The sequence below is a fragment of the Micromonospora sp. A200 genome (genome assembly GCF_029893845.1).
In the GTDB taxonomy this organism is placed as follows: Bacteria; Actinomycetota; Actinomycetes; order Mycobacteriales; family Micromonosporaceae; genus Micromonospora; species Micromonospora purpureochromogenes.
In genome coordinates, this window is sequence record NZ_JARXXY010000065.1 from 1 (window position 1) to 16,673 (window position 16,673).

At 69.9% G+C, this 16,673-nt stretch carries 14 protein-coding genes and 2 pseudogenes; 4 read left to right on the forward strand and 12 right to left on the reverse strand.

Going from position 1 to position 16,673, the window contains the following annotated elements:
* Positions 1 to 593 precede the first annotated feature (593 nt).
* The 3 genes and pseudogenes from M2302_RS32055 to M2302_RS32065 form a co-directional block, all read right to left on the reverse strand.
* Positions 594 to 2,465, reverse strand: coding sequence for a hypothetical protein (locus tag M2302_RS32055; RefSeq protein WP_280841534.1), 1,872 nt, complete (start codon positions 2,463 to 2,465; stop codon positions 594 to 596).
* 76 nt (positions 2,466 to 2,541) lie between these two features.
* Positions 2,542 to 2,658, reverse strand: a pseudogene (locus M2302_RS32060) (cupin); the annotation flags it as partial.
* Positions 2,659 to 2,715: 57 nt separating this feature from the next.
* A complete protein-coding gene (locus M2302_RS32065; RefSeq protein WP_280841535.1) occupies positions 2,716 to 3,162 on the reverse strand; it encodes a hypothetical protein in 447 nt (148 codons plus the stop codon).
* Here M2302_RS32065 and M2302_RS32070 point away from each other — a divergent pair.
* From M2302_RS32070 to M2302_RS32080, 3 genes are all read left to right on the forward strand, one after another.
* Positions 3,161 to 3,382, forward strand: a complete 222-nt coding sequence (locus M2302_RS32070) for a hypothetical protein (protein WP_280841536.1) — start codon at positions 3,161 to 3,163, stop codon at positions 3,380 to 3,382. The genes M2302_RS32065 and M2302_RS32070 overlap by 2 nt on opposite strands.
* A gap of 124 nt (positions 3,383 to 3,506) precedes the next feature.
* Entirely contained in the window at positions 3,507 to 5,147 is a 1,641-nt protein-coding gene (locus tag M2302_RS32075) for a RecQ family ATP-dependent DNA helicase (protein WP_280841537.1), read from the forward strand.
* 250 nt (positions 5,148 to 5,397) lie between these two features.
* A complete protein-coding gene (locus M2302_RS32080; protein ID WP_280841538.1) occupies positions 5,398 to 5,610 on the forward strand; it encodes a hypothetical protein in 213 nt (70 codons plus the stop codon).
* Between the two features lie 222 nt (positions 5,611 to 5,832).
* On the opposite strand, the gene M2302_RS32085 is transcribed toward M2302_RS32080, so the two are convergent.
* The 8 genes and pseudogenes from M2302_RS32085 to M2302_RS32120 form a co-directional block, all read right to left on the reverse strand.
* Positions 5,833 to 6,834 carry an IniB N-terminal domain-containing protein gene (locus tag M2302_RS32085; RefSeq protein WP_280841539.1) on the reverse strand — a complete coding sequence of 334 codons (1,002 nt, stop codon included), beginning with the start codon at positions 6,832 to 6,834 and terminating at the stop codon, positions 5,833 to 5,835.
* A 696-nt stretch (positions 6,835 to 7,530) separates the two neighbouring features.
* On the reverse strand, positions 7,531 to 8,586 hold the full coding sequence (locus tag M2302_RS32090) for a S8 family peptidase (RefSeq protein ID WP_280841540.1): 1,056 nt from the start codon (positions 8,584 to 8,586) through the stop codon (positions 7,531 to 7,533).
* A gap of 753 nt (positions 8,587 to 9,339) precedes the next feature.
* A complete protein-coding gene (locus M2302_RS32095; RefSeq protein WP_280841541.1) occupies positions 9,340 to 9,546 on the reverse strand; it encodes a hypothetical protein in 207 nt (68 codons plus the stop codon).
* Positions 9,547 to 9,695: 149 nt separating this feature from the next.
* Positions 9,696 to 10,124 carry an alpha/beta hydrolase gene (locus M2302_RS32100; RefSeq protein WP_280841542.1) on the reverse strand — a complete coding sequence of 143 codons (429 nt, stop codon included), beginning with the start codon at positions 10,122 to 10,124 and terminating at the stop codon, positions 9,696 to 9,698.
* A 90-nt stretch (positions 10,125 to 10,214) separates the two neighbouring features.
* The gene (locus tag M2302_RS32105; protein WP_280841543.1) at positions 10,215 to 11,186 is read right to left on the reverse strand and encodes an SDR family oxidoreductase; all 972 of its coding nucleotides are present in this window, start codon (positions 11,184 to 11,186) and stop codon (positions 10,215 to 10,217) included.
* Between the two features lie 249 nt (positions 11,187 to 11,435).
* Positions 11,436 to 11,717, reverse strand: a complete 282-nt coding sequence (locus M2302_RS32110) for a hypothetical protein (protein ID WP_348529488.1) — start codon at positions 11,715 to 11,717, stop codon at positions 11,436 to 11,438.
* 8 nt (positions 11,718 to 11,725) lie between these two features.
* A pseudogene (locus M2302_RS32115) lies at positions 11,726 to 11,854 on the reverse strand (IS3 family transposase); the annotation flags it as partial.
* A 92-nt stretch (positions 11,855 to 11,946) separates the two neighbouring features.
* On the reverse strand, positions 11,947 to 13,404 hold the full coding sequence (locus tag M2302_RS32120) for an SDR family oxidoreductase (RefSeq protein ID WP_280841544.1): 1,458 nt from the start codon (positions 13,402 to 13,404) through the stop codon (positions 11,947 to 11,949).
* Between the two features lie 846 nt (positions 13,405 to 14,250).
* Here M2302_RS32120 and M2302_RS32125 point away from each other — a divergent pair.
* The gene (locus M2302_RS32125; RefSeq protein ID WP_280841545.1) at positions 14,251 to 14,625 is read left to right on the forward strand and encodes a hypothetical protein; all 375 of its coding nucleotides are present in this window, start codon (positions 14,251 to 14,253) and stop codon (positions 14,623 to 14,625) included.
* Between the two features lie 320 nt (positions 14,626 to 14,945).
* On the opposite strand, the gene M2302_RS32130 is transcribed toward M2302_RS32125, so the two are convergent.
* Positions 14,946 to 15,737: an alpha/beta hydrolase gene (locus M2302_RS32130; protein ID WP_280841546.1), complete on the reverse strand. Its 792-nt coding sequence runs from the start codon at positions 15,735 to 15,737 to the stop codon at positions 14,946 to 14,948.
* Positions 15,738 to 16,673 lie beyond the last annotated feature (936 nt).

Sequence of the window (16,673 nt, forward strand, 5' to 3'; positions counted from 1 at the left end):
GCCCGCGTCCGCAGCGAACGACACCGCCGCTGGGGCCAACCCGCCAGCCGAGCCGCATAACCAACCCGGCCAACGTTTGTGGTCAGAGCACTAGCCCAGCAGTCCACCGACCGGCAGCAGGCGGACCTTCTGGTTGCCGGCGTCCGACGCGATGACCTCTACGTAGGTCGTGTGCGTCATGGCAGCGAGTGTGCAGGACCGCGACGGAGCCAAGGCCGCCCTTCTGTCGGCGTACCTTTTCACCCCGGTGCGGTTCGTCTACGCCGACGCGGGCTTCGCCGGCGTGCTGGTCGACTGGTGCCAGCGCATCCTCCGTACCACGCGGGAGGTCGTGCGCAAGGCTCCGGGTCAAAGGGGGTTCAACAGAACGGTCCCCGACTCGAACGTGCTCCCTCGAACCACCTGCACAAGAGCGCGACCGAAGCCCGGCTCACCGAGACTGGGAACGTGCTCGGTGAGGTGGCGCGCACTCGGCAGCGCCTCCGGCGCTGGCTGCGCCCTCAACGCGTCGCAGTGCCGCTGGCGTTGAGGCCGGGAAGCGCGTGGCTGCAACCCGAGCCGCTAGGTGTGGCGCTGATCATCGTGCCGTGGAACTACCCGCGGAGTGACCGGCGACCGCTCTCCTGATCCGGCTCGTTGTCCGCCACCGGCTTGCCCAGCCGGGTCACCCAGTCGACGAACTCCGCGTCCTGCCTCGGCAGCGGCTCGCCGTCCGCCGGGGTGCCCGCGCCGTTCCCGTCGGCCCGGGAGTTGTTGCGCCGGAACAGGCCCAGCCGGCCGCTGGCCCGCCCGCTGGCCCGTCCCGCCTCGACGACGGATGCCGGGGCGGCCGGCGCGGGGACCGCGGCGACCGGATCCGTCCCGGCGGGGCCGGCCGGCGCGGCGTCGGTCGTGGGCGGGGGCCCGGCGCGCTGGGCGGTCGCGAGGGCGTCCCAGTTCGCGGCGCGGTTCAGGTCGGGCAGGGGCGGCCAGTGCCGAGGTGGGAGCGCCGGTTCGGGCCTCTCTTGCGTGCCGGCCGAGTGGGTCGCCTCGGCGCCCGGAGCGGGCTCGGTCGAGGGCGGCACCCGCCGCGCCGGAACGACCGGCCAGGTCGCCTGAACCCGCGTCCGGTCGGTCTGCGGCGGCTGGTCCATCCGGCGGGCCCCCGGGGCGACGAGTGCCCCGTCGGGCGGCATCCCGTCGGGTTCGGTGTTGTCGGCCTCCGCCTTCGCCGTCCCGGAGCCGTCCCCGCCGGGTCCCGCGGGAAGGTGGGCCGCCGTCGCGGGGGCCGGTTCCGATGTCTCCGGGGTGTCGTCGAGGTCGGCCGGTCTGGCGAGGTCGGCGGGTGCGGCCGATGCGGCGGTAACGGCCGGTGCGGCGGTCCGCGTCGCGGAGTCGGCCGGTACGGCGCTGGCGTCCCGGTCGCCAGCCGGCGCACCGAAGCCCAGCGGTTCGGCTGCGGTCTGGAGCTTCGCTGCGGTCGCGCCGGCGACCGGCCCCGTGCCGGCCAGGTCGACGGGCTCCGGCTCGTCGGTCGTACCACCAGCGGCCGGCGTCATGGCCTGCGGCACGGCGGGGCCGGACAGCGGACGGAGGATGTCGGTCGGCTCGACGACCCGCGCTTCGGCGGCGCGCGGCAGGAGCGGCCAGCGGAACAACGCGGCGGCGGCCGAACCGAGCACACCGGCGGCGACGGCGAGCAGCGCGCCGTAGTACGGCGTGATCTGGTACCGGTCGACGGCGTCGCCGGGACCGGCGGTCAGGTAGGCGAACGCGACCAGCACCGTGCCGACCGTGCCGGTCGCGCCGTTGACCAGCGCCGGATGCCCGCGCCAGCGGGCCAGCCCGCCGGTCGCCGCGCCGATGAGCAGGGCCACCGCCGGCAGAATCAGGATCGCCTGCCGGTGTGCCGCGTCGGCGTCGAGCCCGGCCGGCTCCAGCACACCGAGCCGTACGGCGGGCAACGGTCCGGCGGTTGCGAGCGACGGGACGACCGAGACGAGCGCCAGCAGCCAGACCACGCCGCCCACCGCCGCCATGTTCCAGCCCAGCGGCGGCTTCACCAGTACGGCGATCGCGGCACCCGCGCCGACCAGCGCGCCGAGGGTCGCGCAGATGCCAACGGCCCAGATCGGGTCCACCGAGAAGCGCTCGGCGGCCTGGACCGGCCGGACGCAGAGCGGCGCCACGACGGTGGCGCCCAGCGCGGCGGCGGCGGCGACGGCCATCAATCTGCCCGGGCTGCCCAGCACCCCGTACCGGCGGGCCAGGCGTGCGGTGACGACGGTGCCGGCTACGGCGGCGTGTGCCGCGAACCAGCCCACCCAGACGAGCTGGGCAGGCCACTGGTTGACGGTGGCGCCGGTGGAGGCGCCGGTGAGCTGGACGATGCCGAAGCCGAACGCGATGCCGAGCTGACCGGCACCGGCGAGCACGCCCATCCCGAGCGCTGTGAGCAACAGGTTACGCCAAGTGCGAAAGACCATGTCCGGCACGTTACGCACTCGGTGCGCCGGTTTCCGCCGGAATGCCGGATTCCACGTCGGACCGCCGTGCCAGCGGTTACTTGGGTTCGACCAGACGCGCGATGTGCGTGGTGTCGCCCACACTGGTGAGCATGTGGACGGTGCCCGGGTCGCGGTAGAAGATGCCGCCGGTCGGCTCGTCGGCGTCGATGCGGTGCCTGTGGGGCTCGTAAATCGGGTTTTGGCTACCCGGCCTGCGTGTATTCGTTGATCAGCCCGCCCAGAATCGGGCGTCGTTGAACGCGGGCGCCGGTGAGGTCGACGACCTGCGATGGTGGGTTCGGTGGTTGCTGGCCGAGCGATCGGTGTGGCCGGTGGCCGCTGTAGTGGGGCGGTGTACTCGGTCAGGACGCTCGACAGGTGCCGTTCGGCGACGATGAGCATCCGGTCGCTGCATTCGCGTCGTACCGTGCCGATCCAGCGTTCCGCGAAGGCGTTCGCCCTCGGCGCCTGTGGTGGTGCGGAGCACGTGGATACCGGCGGCGGTGAACACCGTGTCGAACGCCGGGGTGAACTTTGCGTCCCGGTCGCGCAGCAGGAACCGCAGCCCGTCGGCGCGCTGGTCGAGACTCATCAGCAGGTGCCGGGCCTGCACCTTCGACGGTGTCGCCCAGCGACGAGCGATCGTCACGACCGCAGGAGTAGCCGGCACGATCATGCTGCTCTCGGTCGCAGTTCAGAACCTTGTTTTGGCCATCACCGGCGACGCACCAGCCGACGGATCACCCGGCTTCGGTGCAGTACTCGGCGCCGGCGTGGGCCTCGCGATGATCATTTCGCTGAACGTCGTAGCGCGTGCAGGCAAGCTGGCGTGGCTTTGGGTTCCCCGGATGCTGTGGAATCCCCAACAGGGGACTGGCCCATCTGCGATGCGCTGAGCCGGCTGCCGGCCCGGATGCCCTCGCGAAGCGCGGGCGAGGTGGCGCGTTGGCCGAGGACGAGGGCGTACGACAGACCCTGGGATGGTCCAGGTCCGTGTGTGGTTGGTTAGCATGCCCGGCGATGATGTTTCTTCTTCGCTCCCTGCGGCTACGCCGCGCCGCCCGTAGGCATTTCGGCTGGCAGAAGCTGCGCCCCACCCAGATGCGCGCGATGCGCACGCTACTGGCCGGCCGCGACGCGCTGGTCGTGCTGCCCACCGGGGGCGGGAAGTCTGCTGTGTATCAGGTCCCCGCCACGCTGCTGCGCGGCCCCACGGTGGTGATCTCACCGCTGCTGGCATTGCAGCAGGATCAAATCGGCAACCTCAACGACCGGGACGATCCGGCGCTGCGGGCGGTTCGGATCAGCTCAGCGGAGAGCCCGAGCAAGCAGGCGGCGGCGCTGGCCGAGCTGCGCTCGGGTGCTGCGAAGTTCCTGTTCATCACGCCGGAGCAGCTCAGTTCGCCGGAGCGGCTGGCCGAGGTCCGCGCGCTGCGTCCGGCGCTGGTGGCGGTTGACGAGGCGCACTGCATCTCGTCGTGGGGCCACGATTTCCGCCCTGACTACCTCACTCTCGGTCACCTTATCCGCGGCCTGGGCCGCCCGCCGGTGGTGGCGCTGACCGCCACGGCCTCGCCGCCGGTGCGCGAGGAAATCACCGCGCGGCTCGGCATGCGTAAGCCGCGGCTGGTTCTATCCGGATTAGACCGTCCGAACCTATTCGTCGCCGCCGTGCATTGTCCCAGCGAGGACTACCGCTGGCGGAGGCTGCTTACCCTGCTCAAGGAGGCCGACCCGCCCGGTATCGTGTACGTGCCGACCCGGCGTGCCGCCGAGGACCTCGCGCAACGGCTGTCCGACGCGGGTTATCCCGCGCAGGCCTACCACGGCGGCATGGCGGCCGGGGTGCGTCGCCGTCGTCACCAGGATTTCCTCGCCGACCGGGTGCCGATCATGGTTGCCACCTCGGCCTTCGGCATGGGCATCGACAAGCGAAATATTCGTTGGGTAGCACACGTGGCGTTGCCCGACTCACCGGACAGCTACCTCCAGGAGATCGGGCGGGCCGGGCGCGACGGTGAGTTGGCCCGGGCGTTGCTGCTCCACCGAGCCGAGGACATTGCCTTGCAACGCTTCTTCAACGGCGGCGCGCCTGAACTGGGAGAGCTGCGAGCCGTCGCAGCCGCCCTGCATCGCGGCCCGCTCACCCGCACCGCTCTGGCAAAGGTCACCGGCCTGAGCCAGCGCAAGGTCGCCAGCCAGATCAGTCTGCTTGAGCAGGTCGGTGCGGTAGCGACGGGGCCCAAGGGTGAGCTCAGCGTCGCTCGGTATGCCCCCTTGCCCGACCAGGCGGCTCGGGAGGCGCTGGCCGAGTACGCCCGCTATCAGGCCGGGCAGCGTTCGCGTACCGACATGATGCGCCGCTTCGCCGAGAGCCAGGGCTGCCGGATGCAGTCGCTGCTGGGCTACTTCGGAGAGCAGTTGAGCCGCCCCTGCGGGCACTGCGACAACTGCCACGGCGGCACCTCAGAGGTGCTCCCGGAAGACGGGCCGTACCCACTGCACAGCATCGTGCGGCACGCCAAATGGGGATCAGGCATGGTCCTCGGGTACGAAAACGACCGCATGACCGTGCTCTTCGACGACGTAGGCTACAAGACCCTGTCGGTCTCCGTCGTGCAAGCGCAAGGCCTGCTGGCACTCGCCGCGGATGGCCGCTAACCTCTTCGCCCGCCGCGCCGATGCACGACCATCAGTCTGGTGCGTCCTGTGTCGCGGGGCGGCCCATGCGCCGGGCGAATCGGCTCCTCGGGGGTGTTCGCCACGCCTCGTCCTCGGCCACGTCGTCGGGCCAGACGTCCCGCTCGCCAACTAGATGACGTCCCGCGCGGAGCCCCGGCGGTGACTCCGAGAACTCGTAACGATCGCCAACCCGGCGGCGAGCGCCAGAAGGTACGTCGACTGGTTCTCCGTGCACTCCGGCTCCACCAGCTACAACTACATCGACGCCCCCACCAAGCCAGCCTTCAGCGCGGTGGCGGTGACCGGCGGCAACGCGCCGCGCCCCAGCGGCACCTCCTGGACCATGCCCAGTTCGGTCACCGCCAAGGCCGCCCCAGCCAGCGGCCGGCTGCGGCACCGTGCAGGTCCGAACCGACGCGAACATGCTGATTGGCAGCGGTGACGAGGTGGTGCGGAGCGTCGGCTGAAACTCCGCGAGCCAAGAGGCCCGTCCCGGTTTGGGGACGGGCCTCTTGTGGTCCCCGGTCGAGCGGGGCAGGCCCCAGTTGGCGCTGGCGCAACTCAAGGCGGCCGACAAAGCCAATCGGGAGGTCAGGAACCGCGCGATGGAACCCGTTCCCGGCCTTGGCATGAAACAGAGGCCCAGCACATAGCGGGCCCCGGGTCAGGCCCCCAGGAGCCCGGCATCCACGCTGGCGTAGGCGTCGCCGTGTACATCGACGTCGCCCGCGACGCTGCCAATGCCGTGCACCGTGCCATCCAGATCGCCCGTCACGCCGCCGACGCCGAGACCACCAACAGTGCCGTCCCACGTGCCGCCGACGTCACCGGTCACATCGCCAGCCAGGCCCGTGGCGCCATCCACCGTCCCACGCAGGTCACTGGTCACGCCGCCGACGCCGAGACCACCGACAGTGCCGTCCCACGTGCCGCCGACGTCACCGGTCACATCGCCAGCCAGGCCCGTGGCGCCATCCACCGTCTCACCCGGGTCGACGGTCACGCCGAGACCGCCAACAGTGCTGTCCAGGGTGCCGTCGAGATCGCCGGTCACGCCGCCAGCCAGGGCGGTGACGCCGTACACGGTGCCGCCCAGGCCGCCGGTCACGCCGCTGACGCCGAGACCACCGACGGTGCTGTCCGGGGTGCCGGTCACGCCGCTGAGGCTGACGCCGTCGAGCGTGGCGCCCACGTCGCCAGTCACACCGGTGAGCAGTCCGCCGAGGGTGCTGTCGAGGGTGCCGGTCACGCCGCTGAGCCCAATCCCGTCGACGGTGACACCCGCGCTTGCGCCGAGGCTGCCTCCGCCCAGCAAGGATGTGACACCCTGTACAGGAAGGTAGTCGGCGACCATTGGAACGGTGTCCTGCACGTCGGCCGGGGTCACGTCGTGGAGGCCAGCGTTGGCCAGCGCGGCTTGCGGGTCCGCCTCGTACGCCGCTCGGGCGTCGACGTTCGTGAGTAGTCCGAAGACGAAGTCCTGCAGGCTCTGCGGCGAGGCCGTCCCAGCGCTTACGCCCATGTCGGCGGTCGATCCCGCACTGGCGGTGGAATCGACGCTGGTGGTCGTGGTCGTGTCGGCACTTACCTCGCTGTTGTCGGTCCAGTCGGCGGCAGAGGTCGAGTTCACGTCGGCGGTCGATGTGGTGCTGGCGCTTGCACTCATGTTGCCGGTCTCCTCGATGGGTGTTGTTAGGACGTGGTCCGGACAAGATCGTCCGGACCCGCGCTCGACGGTAGGACGAAACAGCGGTATCAGGCATCGGGGGTGCACCCCCGGCTTATCTCGCCGGGTTAGGGCGCGGATGCCGTCCGGCGTTAGGGGATTTACGGGGTCATGGGTCAAACCCCCAGTCGCTAGCGCCTGACTAGTCGTCGGAGGCGCGGCGGGCGGGTCGTGGTGAGGTGTGGCATCCGGTCATCGAACTGACGGTGTCAGCGAGAGTGCCGGTTGCCGGCTGCACCGAGTGCCACCTTCAGGCATCCGGCCTGCGCGCCCAACGCCATCACAGGGGCGTAGGCGCTGTTCGGCCGAAAGCGGGCGGGACCCCGGGGGAAGGGGATCCCGCCCGCACCGAGGTCGCGCACCGCGGAGTCTTAATGAACAGGCGTCGAGGGCCAGGGTGCTGTTACGGAAAGCCGCCAACGCGCGCAACGAGACGGAGGGCCGTCGCCGGTCGGGGCGTCTTTCTCCCATAGCCCGTTCTGCTGTGCCGCCTGCACATGTCCGCCTACCAGAGCGGGCGGTGCTCCCAGCGCAGCCCGCAGCGAGGTCGCCATCTTTCCCGCGAGAGGCCCAGCTCAGGACGTTCTCCGAGCCGGGGTTGCGCACCTTCGTGGCAGCCGGACGCCCTGGTCGGCCTCAGGCTCTGGGCGCCGCCACGGCGGCTTGGGCATCGACGATTCCCCAGCCGTAGATCGGCGTGTAGACACCACGCAGGCCGAGCGGGGTGCGAGCGGTCGACATCAGTACCGAGTACACGTTGTCGAGGCTGCGCTGCTGGGCGAAGAGCAGGGCTGCCACCCCCGACACGTAGGGCGTGGCCATCGACGTGCCGGCGTAGGCGTCGTAGTCGCCCTGTCCGCAGGTGTCCGAGCCGGTACCTAGCGGGACGCTGGACCACACGTCGTCGTCGCAGTTGACGAGGCCAGCACCGCCGGGGGCGGCGATCGCCCTGAGGTCAGCTTTCACGCCGAGGTTGGAGTACCACGCCTTCACCTCGTTGCGGTCCGTGGCGGCGACGCAGAGGGCGCCGGCTTCCCACGCTGGGGTGTCGCAGAGCGGTGCCGTCTCGTTGCCGGCGGCGGCGATGACGGCCACGCCCTTCGCCTGCGCGTAGGTGATCGCCTGCGTCGCGGCCGACTCCAGCCCAGTGAGGGTGAGCGCCTGGGAACCCGGCAGCGCGCCGAGACTGAGGTTGATCACCTTCGCGCCGTGGTCGGCTGCGTAGCGGATACCCGCGGCGATGTCAGCGAAGCTGCCACTGCCCGCCTCCAGCACCTTGATCGGCATGATCTTCGCGTCGGGGGCAACACCCGCGATACCGACCCCGTTGCCGGTGGCCGCGGCCGCGATGCCCGCAACATGGGTGCCGTGCTCGTCGCTGGCGTCGGGCTTGCCGTTGGGGCCCCGCCAGTCGCCGTTGCCGCAGGAAGTCGCACCGCAGTCGACGAAGGTGGCGCCGGGAACGAGCTTGGATGTCAGATCCGGGTGGTTGAGGTCGACGCCGGTGTCGACAACCGCGATCACCACACCGGCTCCCGTGCTGGTCGCCCAGGCCTGTTCGGCGTGGACCTGCCGCAGGCCCCACTGCTTGTCGTACAACGGATCATTGCCAGCCGCCTGGGCGGGCGTCGCGGCGACGGCCACGAGGGCAGTGGCCAGCGTGGTACCGGCGAGTAACTGCTTGATCGACATGAGACCTCTCCTCAGGATGCAACGGCGCTTCATCTGTAGATCGATGATCATGCGCGAAACGCAACAGTGAATGCAGCTGATCACCGCCAGGCGACACCTGAGGCCGGGCAATCCGTACGAGCTGATGACGGTGATGGCTCGCCGCTACCGCTGGAGGGACAGCGGCCGGCGCGCCAACGCGGGTATAGGCATCGTCGACGGGAAGGCGCCGCGACACCTTCGCGCTTCGCAGCGGCACCGCCGCCCGCCCGATGTGGCGCAGACCGCGAGAACAGAGACGCCCTGCTGCCACGCCTCGTCCTGCCGTAGATGGCGAACGAACGCCCCGTAGCTGTCTGTTGCCCTGGCCCTGCAGTTGCCACAAGGGATTGGGTGGGCGAAGCCGGTTGGCACAGCAACTCACCCGTGGCAGCGTCCTCACACAGGTAGCGATCGCCTTCGTGCATCCAGCCCCACCACCACTCGTGAAACAGAGGCTGTCCACAGTTCCAGCACGTCGCAGATCGCTGTTGCTCGGGCGCTGGCGCGGCACGGCGTGCGGCGGCAGACTGGCCCGGACTCAGTGCGCGCGGCCGCGCTACTCGCGGCAGCGGGCAGCGACTGCAAGGTCCTGACCGATCAGCCCGGGCAGTAGCGGGACCGACCTATGCAGGCGAACCATCAGGTCGACGAGTGGCAGGGGTTGTCTATTCGCCTGGCAGCGCGGCTGCCGTCATATGCATCCAGCGCGCTGTCGGCTGGGGCCAGGGTTGGCTATCGAGCCAGGACGACCACGATCGTGGCGAGGCTTCCGATCACCAGGGCGGTGGCGCCCAACACGACGTACGGAAGCCAGTTGTGCGGCCGCTGCGGTATGTGCTGCTGGGGACGGGTTGGCTGGCTCCACCAGGCAGGCGCCGGCCGGCTGTTGTTGACCGGCCAGCGGGACGGCGGGGTGCGGGTGGTCGATTCGACGATCACAGGGCCTCCAGCAACGTCAGGGGATGCAGTTGCGGATCGGGACATGGGGAGGGCAGGACGAGACCACAGGGAGGTCTGGGACAACGGTCTCGTCCGGCCGAAGAGATGGCGTTGCACCACGGCCATCTCCTAGGGACAGCGCCTGTTTGTCACCCGCCGTTACAGCTACGAGGTGGTGAGGCAAGCTCGAGGTAGTCACGGGCGAGGGCCAGGCCCAACGCCGGCCGTTCCCGGCCGGCGTCGCGGATCAATCGCAGGATCTGCCGCCCAGCAGAACGTGCCCGGCCGTCCATGGTAGGACCGACGAGGACAACTGGCCCCAGAAGCTGCGGTGAGTGCCAGGCGAGGTCAACCACGCCCTGGCAGCCGGTCGAGTTGGCTACCAACGGTGTCCCGGGGTGGCCCGTCGCGACCAGCCAGTCGGCGAGCGCCTCGGACAGGCCGCGCATGTCGAGCGGCTGCCGTGGGCCGCGCGTACGGCCGAAGCCGGGCAGGTCGACCGCGACGACCCGCGCCTGCGGCGCCAGCCGGCGCGACAACGGCAGGAAGTACCGGTGCGAGCAGCCCAGCCCGGGCACGCACACCACCTCGGGAAGCCCGGCGGGCCGAGTGTTGCCGCATGCATCCGGGTGCCGGCCGCCGCTGCCAGCTCGGGAGGTTCCAGCCGCTCATCGCCGCCATCGGCGGGCACCCGCCACAGCGGCCGTCGTAAGGAGGGCGGCCGTGACCAGGCGTCGCGTCGCCGTACGCCGGCGACCGCCCCAGCCGCCGTCGACTGAACCGGCGCCCGGCGCGGGTGAGAAAACATTGCCGGAGGTCGCCGGGGCCGGCTCGTCGCGCGACAGATGCGCCTTGTCGACCTGCCGGGCCAGCATGCGTTCTATCAGTCCGGGCGTCAGCTTCGATTGCATCACCATCATCCGCCCTGCCGGCCCGACGATGACCTCTCGCCGTGGGCTGCGGACCAGGTTGACGATGGCACGGGCAACGCGCTCCGGCGGATACACCGGCGGCATCGCAACCGCCTTGCGACCGGTGTAGTTGGCCCCGTGCTGGAACAGCGGGGTGTCGATGGTCGCCGGTAGGACGGCGCAGACGTGCACCCCGCGCGGCCCGGTCAGCCGTAGCTCCTGTCGAAGGCTGGCGCTCAGCGCCCGGATCGCGAACTTGGCCATGACGTACGCGTGGGTGTAGGGCTGTGACACCACCCCGACGATCGACGAGACGTTCACCAACACGCCCTGGCCCTGCTCACGCAGGTACGGCAGCGCGGTGCGTGCCCCGTGCACGTATCCCATGACGTTCACGTCCAGCACCCGCCGGATGTCCTGCAGCGGCGTCTCCTGGAAAGGGCCGAAGACGGTAACCGCGGCGTTGTTGACCCACACGTCGATGCGGCCGAACCGCTCCGCCGCCCGCCGGCCCAGCGCTTCCACCGCGACCGGATCCGTGACGTCGGTCGGTACGACCAACGCCTGAGCGCCGCGCTGCGCGCACTCAGCGGCGACCTCCGCCAGGGCATCCTCGCGCCGCGCGGCAAGCACCACCGCCGCGCCCTTGTCGGCGAAGGCCAGTGCGGTGGCTCGTCCGATCCCGCTTGAAGCTCCAGTGATCACGACGACCGCGTCCCGGATCCGCATGACAACCCCCTCATGTCCCGGCCCTCACGGTAGGACATATGCCAGCAAGCCCGGGCGAAACGCCGACAGGTGTGACTCGAAGAGTCCAGGCGTCTGGGCGCGACGTGCTCCGACCGTCTGAGGTGCAAGGCCAGCACTACAGCGGGGGGCAGCTCGTGATGGTCTGCCAGATCAGGAACGCCCTCACGGCCGGCTCGTGTCGGGTGCCGCTTCTGGGGAGTAGCGGCACGAGTGTGAGCGCGGACCTTCCTACTTGTCGTGCTGTCGGCGCACCATCTCGGTGATCCAGATGGGCGCGAACGGAGACGTGCAGTCCGGGGGAGTCGGAGAGTCCTTGAGCACCTCCAGGCGCTCGCCGATGTCGATTGCACGGGCACGGTGTTCGGCGTGCTCGATCCCGATCTGAGCCAGGCAGTGGTTCATCGCCCACCGCAGGCGATCCGGGGCGTCCTTCATCTCCGCCTCGATGACGTCGAGCAGTCCCGCGAGATCCAGGCCCTCGGGGTTCTTCGCTACGCGTTCGATGGTCAGCGCCCAGGCCGGCGGCGATGATTATTGGTCCGATCAGTCCAGGTCACGATCGCCGGGTGCAACTCCTGGCGGGTTGCCCAGCTTTGCCGAGCGAGGACGTTCTTCTGCGGCAGGGCGAAGAACGACTCCATCGCGGCAGTCACCGCAGCTTGAACCTGTGGTGGACGGGGCGACGGTGCTGACCGTGACGGCCTGAGCCCGGCGGCCGGCGGCGGGGTGGGCGCGCTGATCACCAGGCGCAGGGCGCGTAGTCCTTCAGGAAGCAGCCGTACAGGTCTTCGCCCTGTTCGCCGCGGACGATCGGGTCGTAGACCCGGGCCGCGCCGTCGACCAGGTCCAGCGGGGCGTGAAAGCCGGCGTCCGCCAGCCGCATCTTGGTCGGGTGGGGCCGCTCGTCGGTGATCCAGCCGGTGTCGACGCTGGTCATGAGGATGCCGTCGGCCAGCATCTCCTGGGCGCTGGTCCGGGTCAGCATGTTCAGCGCGGCCTTGGCCATGTTGGTGTGCGGGTGCCCCGGCCCCTTGTAGCCGCGGGCGAACTGGCCCTCCATCGCTGACACGTTCACCACGTACTTGCGGCGGGCGGTCGCTGCGGCCATCGCCGGTCGCAGCCGGCTGACCAGCACGAACGGCGCGGTCACGTTGCACAGCTGCACTTCGAGCAGTTCGACCGGGTTCACCTCGTGCACCCGCTGCACCCAGCTGTTGACAGGGTCGAGGTCCGGCACCAGACCGCCGGCGTCGATGGCGGTGGCTGCCGCGATCCGTTCCGGCGAGGCGGAGCCGCTGGTCAGCGCCAGCGCGGTGAGCGCGTGCGGGGTGATCGCCGGCTGCGGCGGGGCGGTCAGGCTGCCCGCCCGGTCGCTCCGGCCGGCCGGTTTGGCGAACGTGATCATCTCCGGCAGCGGGCCGTCCGGCAGGGCCGCCGCCTCCGCGGCGACAAGCTGCGCGTACGCCCCGGGAGTGCGGCGGACGGTCTGCGCCGCGTTGTTGATCAGGATGTCGAGTGGCCCCTGGCCACTGACCGAGTCAGCGAGGGCGATCACCTGGGCGGGGTCGCGCAGGTCGATCCCGACGATCCGCAGGCGGTGCAGCCAGTCCGCGCTGTCGGGCATCGCGGCGAATCGGCGGACCGCGTCGTGCGGAAACCGCGTGGTCACCGTGGTGTGCGCGCCGTCGCGCAGCAGCCGCAGCGCGATGTACATGCCGATTTTCGCCCGGCCGCCGGTGAGCAGCGCTCGCCGGCCGGTCAAATCGGTGCGGGCGTTCCGGCGCTCCCGGTTGAGCGCGGCGCAGGGCGGGCAGAGCTGATGATAGAAGGCGTCCACCTCGCGGTAGCGCTGCTTGCAGACGTAGCAGCCGCGCGGATTGTGCAGGAAGCCGGCCGTGGTACCGACGGTGGGGGAGGCGAGCGGGATGCCCTGGGTCTCGTCGTCGATCCGGCCAGGGGCGCCGGTGGCGGTGGCCGCCGTCACCGCGCGGTCGGCCGCCGCGATGGCGTCCCGCCGTTCCTCGCGTCGCCGCTGCTTGATCACCTTGTAGAGCTTCGCGGTGGCCCGTTGCACCCGCACCACGTCGGGGTGATCGGGAGGCAGGTCCTCCAACGCCTCAAAGACGCTGAGACAGGTCTCCAGTCGGCTGCGGTCAATGCCGTATTGACTGTTTTCCGTAATGTTGTCCGTCGTCATGCCGCCGCTGTCTCATCCCGTTCCCTGCGCCGGATCTACCCGGCCCACCCCAAGTCCGACCCGGAACTGTACGCACCGCACGGCCTTTGACGCATCCCGCGTCGGCTCATCAGCCCAAAGACCGTCGAGGCCAACCTCGCCCGGGTCTACCGAACCTTGCATCTCCAGCCACGCCGAACTCGGGGCGACCATGGGCAGGCCAGCCACGCCGCCACCAACCCGCACCGGCTAGGGTTGTGCGAGCTTCAAGGTCGCGCCGATCGTCATCGGCGGTGGGGTGATGGTCGTGTCGCCCCTCGGACACCAGATCAAGAACTCGTACAAAAGGCCGTTGACCTGGCATTACTCAGGTCAGCGGCCTTAGTCGTTTCTCGGGCTGCTGCCGCCGAGGGAGCACCGTGGGAGCACGGGCCTGGACGAGCGTCGTCGGGAACAATCAGCGGCGCGATCTTGAACCGGCCCGGCAGGACGGTTGCGGTCCCACTGTTGCGCATATAGGTGCGCTCGGCGGCAGAGCCCGCAGACGCGGGGTTCGAGGCCGTCAGGTTCACGTGGAGGAACTGTGGCAGGGCTGGATTGAAGGACGACGAACGGCGGGAAGACGATCCGCTGGCGGGTGTAGTGGCGCGACGGCGGCGGCCGCGACGGCCAGCGGGTCAGCCGGACGTTCGACTACCAGGCCGACGCGAAGCGCTTCAGGACGCTCGTCGAGGCCGCCGGCGAGCGGATGCCGGCGCCGGAGCAGCTGGTCGAGCAAGGGTTCACCGCCCTGCTCCCGGCCGGCGTCGCCGCCCCGGCGCCGGAGCCGGTCGAGGAGAAGCTGACGTTCCGTGCGTACGCCGAGCAGTGGCTGGCCACCCTGGTGAAGCCGCAGCCGGAGACGGTGCGAAGTACCGGGAGCGCCTGGAGAAGCACGTCTACCCGCGGCTGGGTGACCGGCCGATCGCCGAGATCACCCGGCGGGAGATGCGCGAGTGGCAGCAGGGCCTGTGCGACACCGGGCTGTCGGCGAAGACGATCGCCAACATCAGGGGCGAGAGCGTGTTGCCGATCTTCAAGGCGGCGTGCCGGCCCGGCGAGGACGAAGAGCCCGCCGTGCGGACGTACAACCCGATGGACGGGCTGCCGCTGCCCGAGGGTCCCCGGGTGGAGCGGGACATCCTGGAGAGCCCCGACGAGGCGCGGCTGTTCCTCGAGGCGGCGCACGAGGTCGACCCCTAGCGCGCCCGCCGGACCAGCGACAGCGAGACCAACGCCAACGGTTCCGACTTCCGGCGGTCCATCGCGGAGGCGATCTCGCGGGCAGGATTGCCCGGCCCGCGTCGTCGAGGTTGTCGGCGTGATGGTCGTGACTGAGAAGTACCGCGTCGAGCGGTCCGAGTGCCGACGGCTGGACGGCGGGGCCGGCCTCCTTGCGGAAGGCCGTGCCCCAGCCGAACGAGTAGCGGCGTCCGGGCGGATCGAAGGTGGGGTCGGTGAGCAGGCGCCACCCGGCCGCCTCGATCAGCACGGTCGGCCCGCCGATGTGGGTCAGCCGGGCCTCACCGGGCGTGCCGGAGCGCCCAGTCGAGTGCCGTGTCGGCGATCTGTTCCCAGCCGGGCTCGGCGCAGGTCCAGTGCGATCGGCCGGGGAACTCGATGTAGTCGGTGATCGTGCCTTCGCCCTTGTAGTGCTGGGCGTTGGACTTGTTCACCGACGGCGGCATGGTGTGGTCGGAGCCTCCGGCGATGAACAGCAGCGGCGCCCGGTCGGCGTTGTGGAAGTCGACCCCGGTCTCCTGCTTACCGGGCTTGAGATTGTCCAGCAAACCGTGCCACACCCAGCTGCCGGGCGCCGGGATGGCGTACCGGTCGTAGGCGGCCTTCGAGTCCTCGGCCGACAGGGTGTTGGTAAACGCGTAGTGCCACTGTTCCGGTGTGAAACCCGCGGCCTGGTGGCGCTTGGCCGGGTTGTTGAGGATCGGGAACAGCGACTTGATCTGCGACGAGGGCGTGACCCGGATGCCTTCCGGCGGCGCGGAGTCGATGACGACACCGGCGGCGCCGTGCCCGCGGTCGAGCAGCAGCTGGGTGAAGGTTCCGCCGAACGAGTGCCCAATGAGGATCGGTTTCTCGTCCAGGCTGGTGATGACCTTCTCCAGGTGGGCGATGGTCTCTGGCACGGTGATCGTGGCGATCGGTGTCGGGTCGGCGCGCAGCGCCTCCACCTCGACGTCGAAGCCCGGGTACGCGGGCGTAAGCACCCGGTGGCCCTTGCTCTCGTAGTACGGGACCCAGTGTTCCCAGCTGCGTGGGGTGAGCCAGAGGCCGTGGATGAGGACGATGGTGCTCACTTGGGCAAAGCCTCCTGATGACAAGGGAAGATCAACCAGGTTGATGATCGTGCGAGGATCACGTCCCGGCTGAGGTGATGCAATAGGGCGGCGGTGAACGCTTTCGCCGCCTTGGTGACACAAAGCTATGAGGCCGGAATGCCCTTCCAGTGACATTCCAGTGCGGTTACCGCACGGTTGGAGGTGATTACCTAAGGTGACCTCTGACGAGCTTCCGGTTGTGCGGCAACGGCTTGAGAGGCTCGCCGCGACGTGTTCATCCCTACTGAATCCACAGCGGATGCGCTGGGGTGGACGAGGAACGGCAGTCCTCGATCATCAGCCTTTCTCCGCCCGCCAGTAGGCGAGGTTGTCGCCGGCGGCCAGGCTCGGGGTGGTCGGGTCCGAACGTGCCAGCCACGTGCCAGTAGCCGGTAGCTGCGGCTGCTCATCGACCTGTTCGGCCGCATGCGGACGCTTGCCCGGCACCAGGCCGCAGCAATCCGCGCCGGCGAAGGCGACGTCGCCTGACGCACGCCAAGGCAGCGATAGAGCAGCAACGCCCCGAAAGCAATCGATGACAACGTCGTTCGGCTCCCCCGCCGGATCGGTTTCGTCTGGCGATGGTGGCGGAGCCGCTGTCACAGCAACGCTGACAGCGACCGCCCCGGACGCCGACGCACGAGCGAGACCAGGCATGGACGCTGCTCCGAGCTGACGGCCACTCCCAGACGGGGACGGATGTGCCGCACCAGCTTGTAAGCGAGTCGTCGAGGGGAGGGTAGGGGCCAGTCTGGCCAACTCAGTGGAACCCCAAGCTATGTCGCCTCGGTCAACTCCGCAGGAACGCGAGCAGATCTTGGTTGACCTGGTCCTGGAGCGTGGACGTGATGCCGTGCGGCGCGCCGGGGTAGTAGATGTCCTTGGCGTTCGCGATGAGCTGAGCCGTCTTCCTCG

What these genes read in the sequence shown, in the direction of transcription:
- M2302_RS32105 (WP_280841543.1), bottom strand. Translation starts at nt 11,186, where the DNA reads ATGCGGATCCGGGACGCGGTCGTCGTGATCACTGGAGCTTCAAGCGGG.
- M2302_RS32120 (WP_280841544.1), bottom strand. Translation starts at nt 13,404, where the DNA reads ATGACGACGGACAACATTACGGAAAACAGTCAATACGGCATTGACCGC.
- M2302_RS32075 (WP_280841537.1), top strand. Translation starts at nt 3,507, where the DNA reads ATGATGTTTCTTCTTCGCTCCCTGCGGCTACGCCGCGCCGCCCGTAGG.
- M2302_RS32070 (WP_280841536.1), top strand. Translation starts at nt 3,161, where the DNA reads ATGCTGCTCTCGGTCGCAGTTCAGAACCTTGTTTTGGCCATCACCGGC.
- M2302_RS32055 (WP_280841534.1), bottom strand. Translation starts at nt 2,465, where the DNA reads ATGGTCTTTCGCACTTGGCGTAACCTGTTGCTCACAGCGCTCGGGATG.
- M2302_RS32065 (WP_280841535.1), bottom strand. Translation starts at nt 3,162, where the DNA reads ATGATCGTGCCGGCTACTCCTGCGGTCGTGACGATCGCTCGTCGCTGG.
- M2302_RS32085 (WP_280841539.1), bottom strand. Translation starts at nt 6,834, where the DNA reads ATGAGTGCAAGCGCCAGCACCACATCGACCGCCGACGTGAACTCGACC.
- M2302_RS32090 (WP_280841540.1), bottom strand. Translation starts at nt 8,586, where the DNA reads ATGTCGATCAAGCAGTTACTCGCCGGTACCACGCTGGCCACTGCCCTC.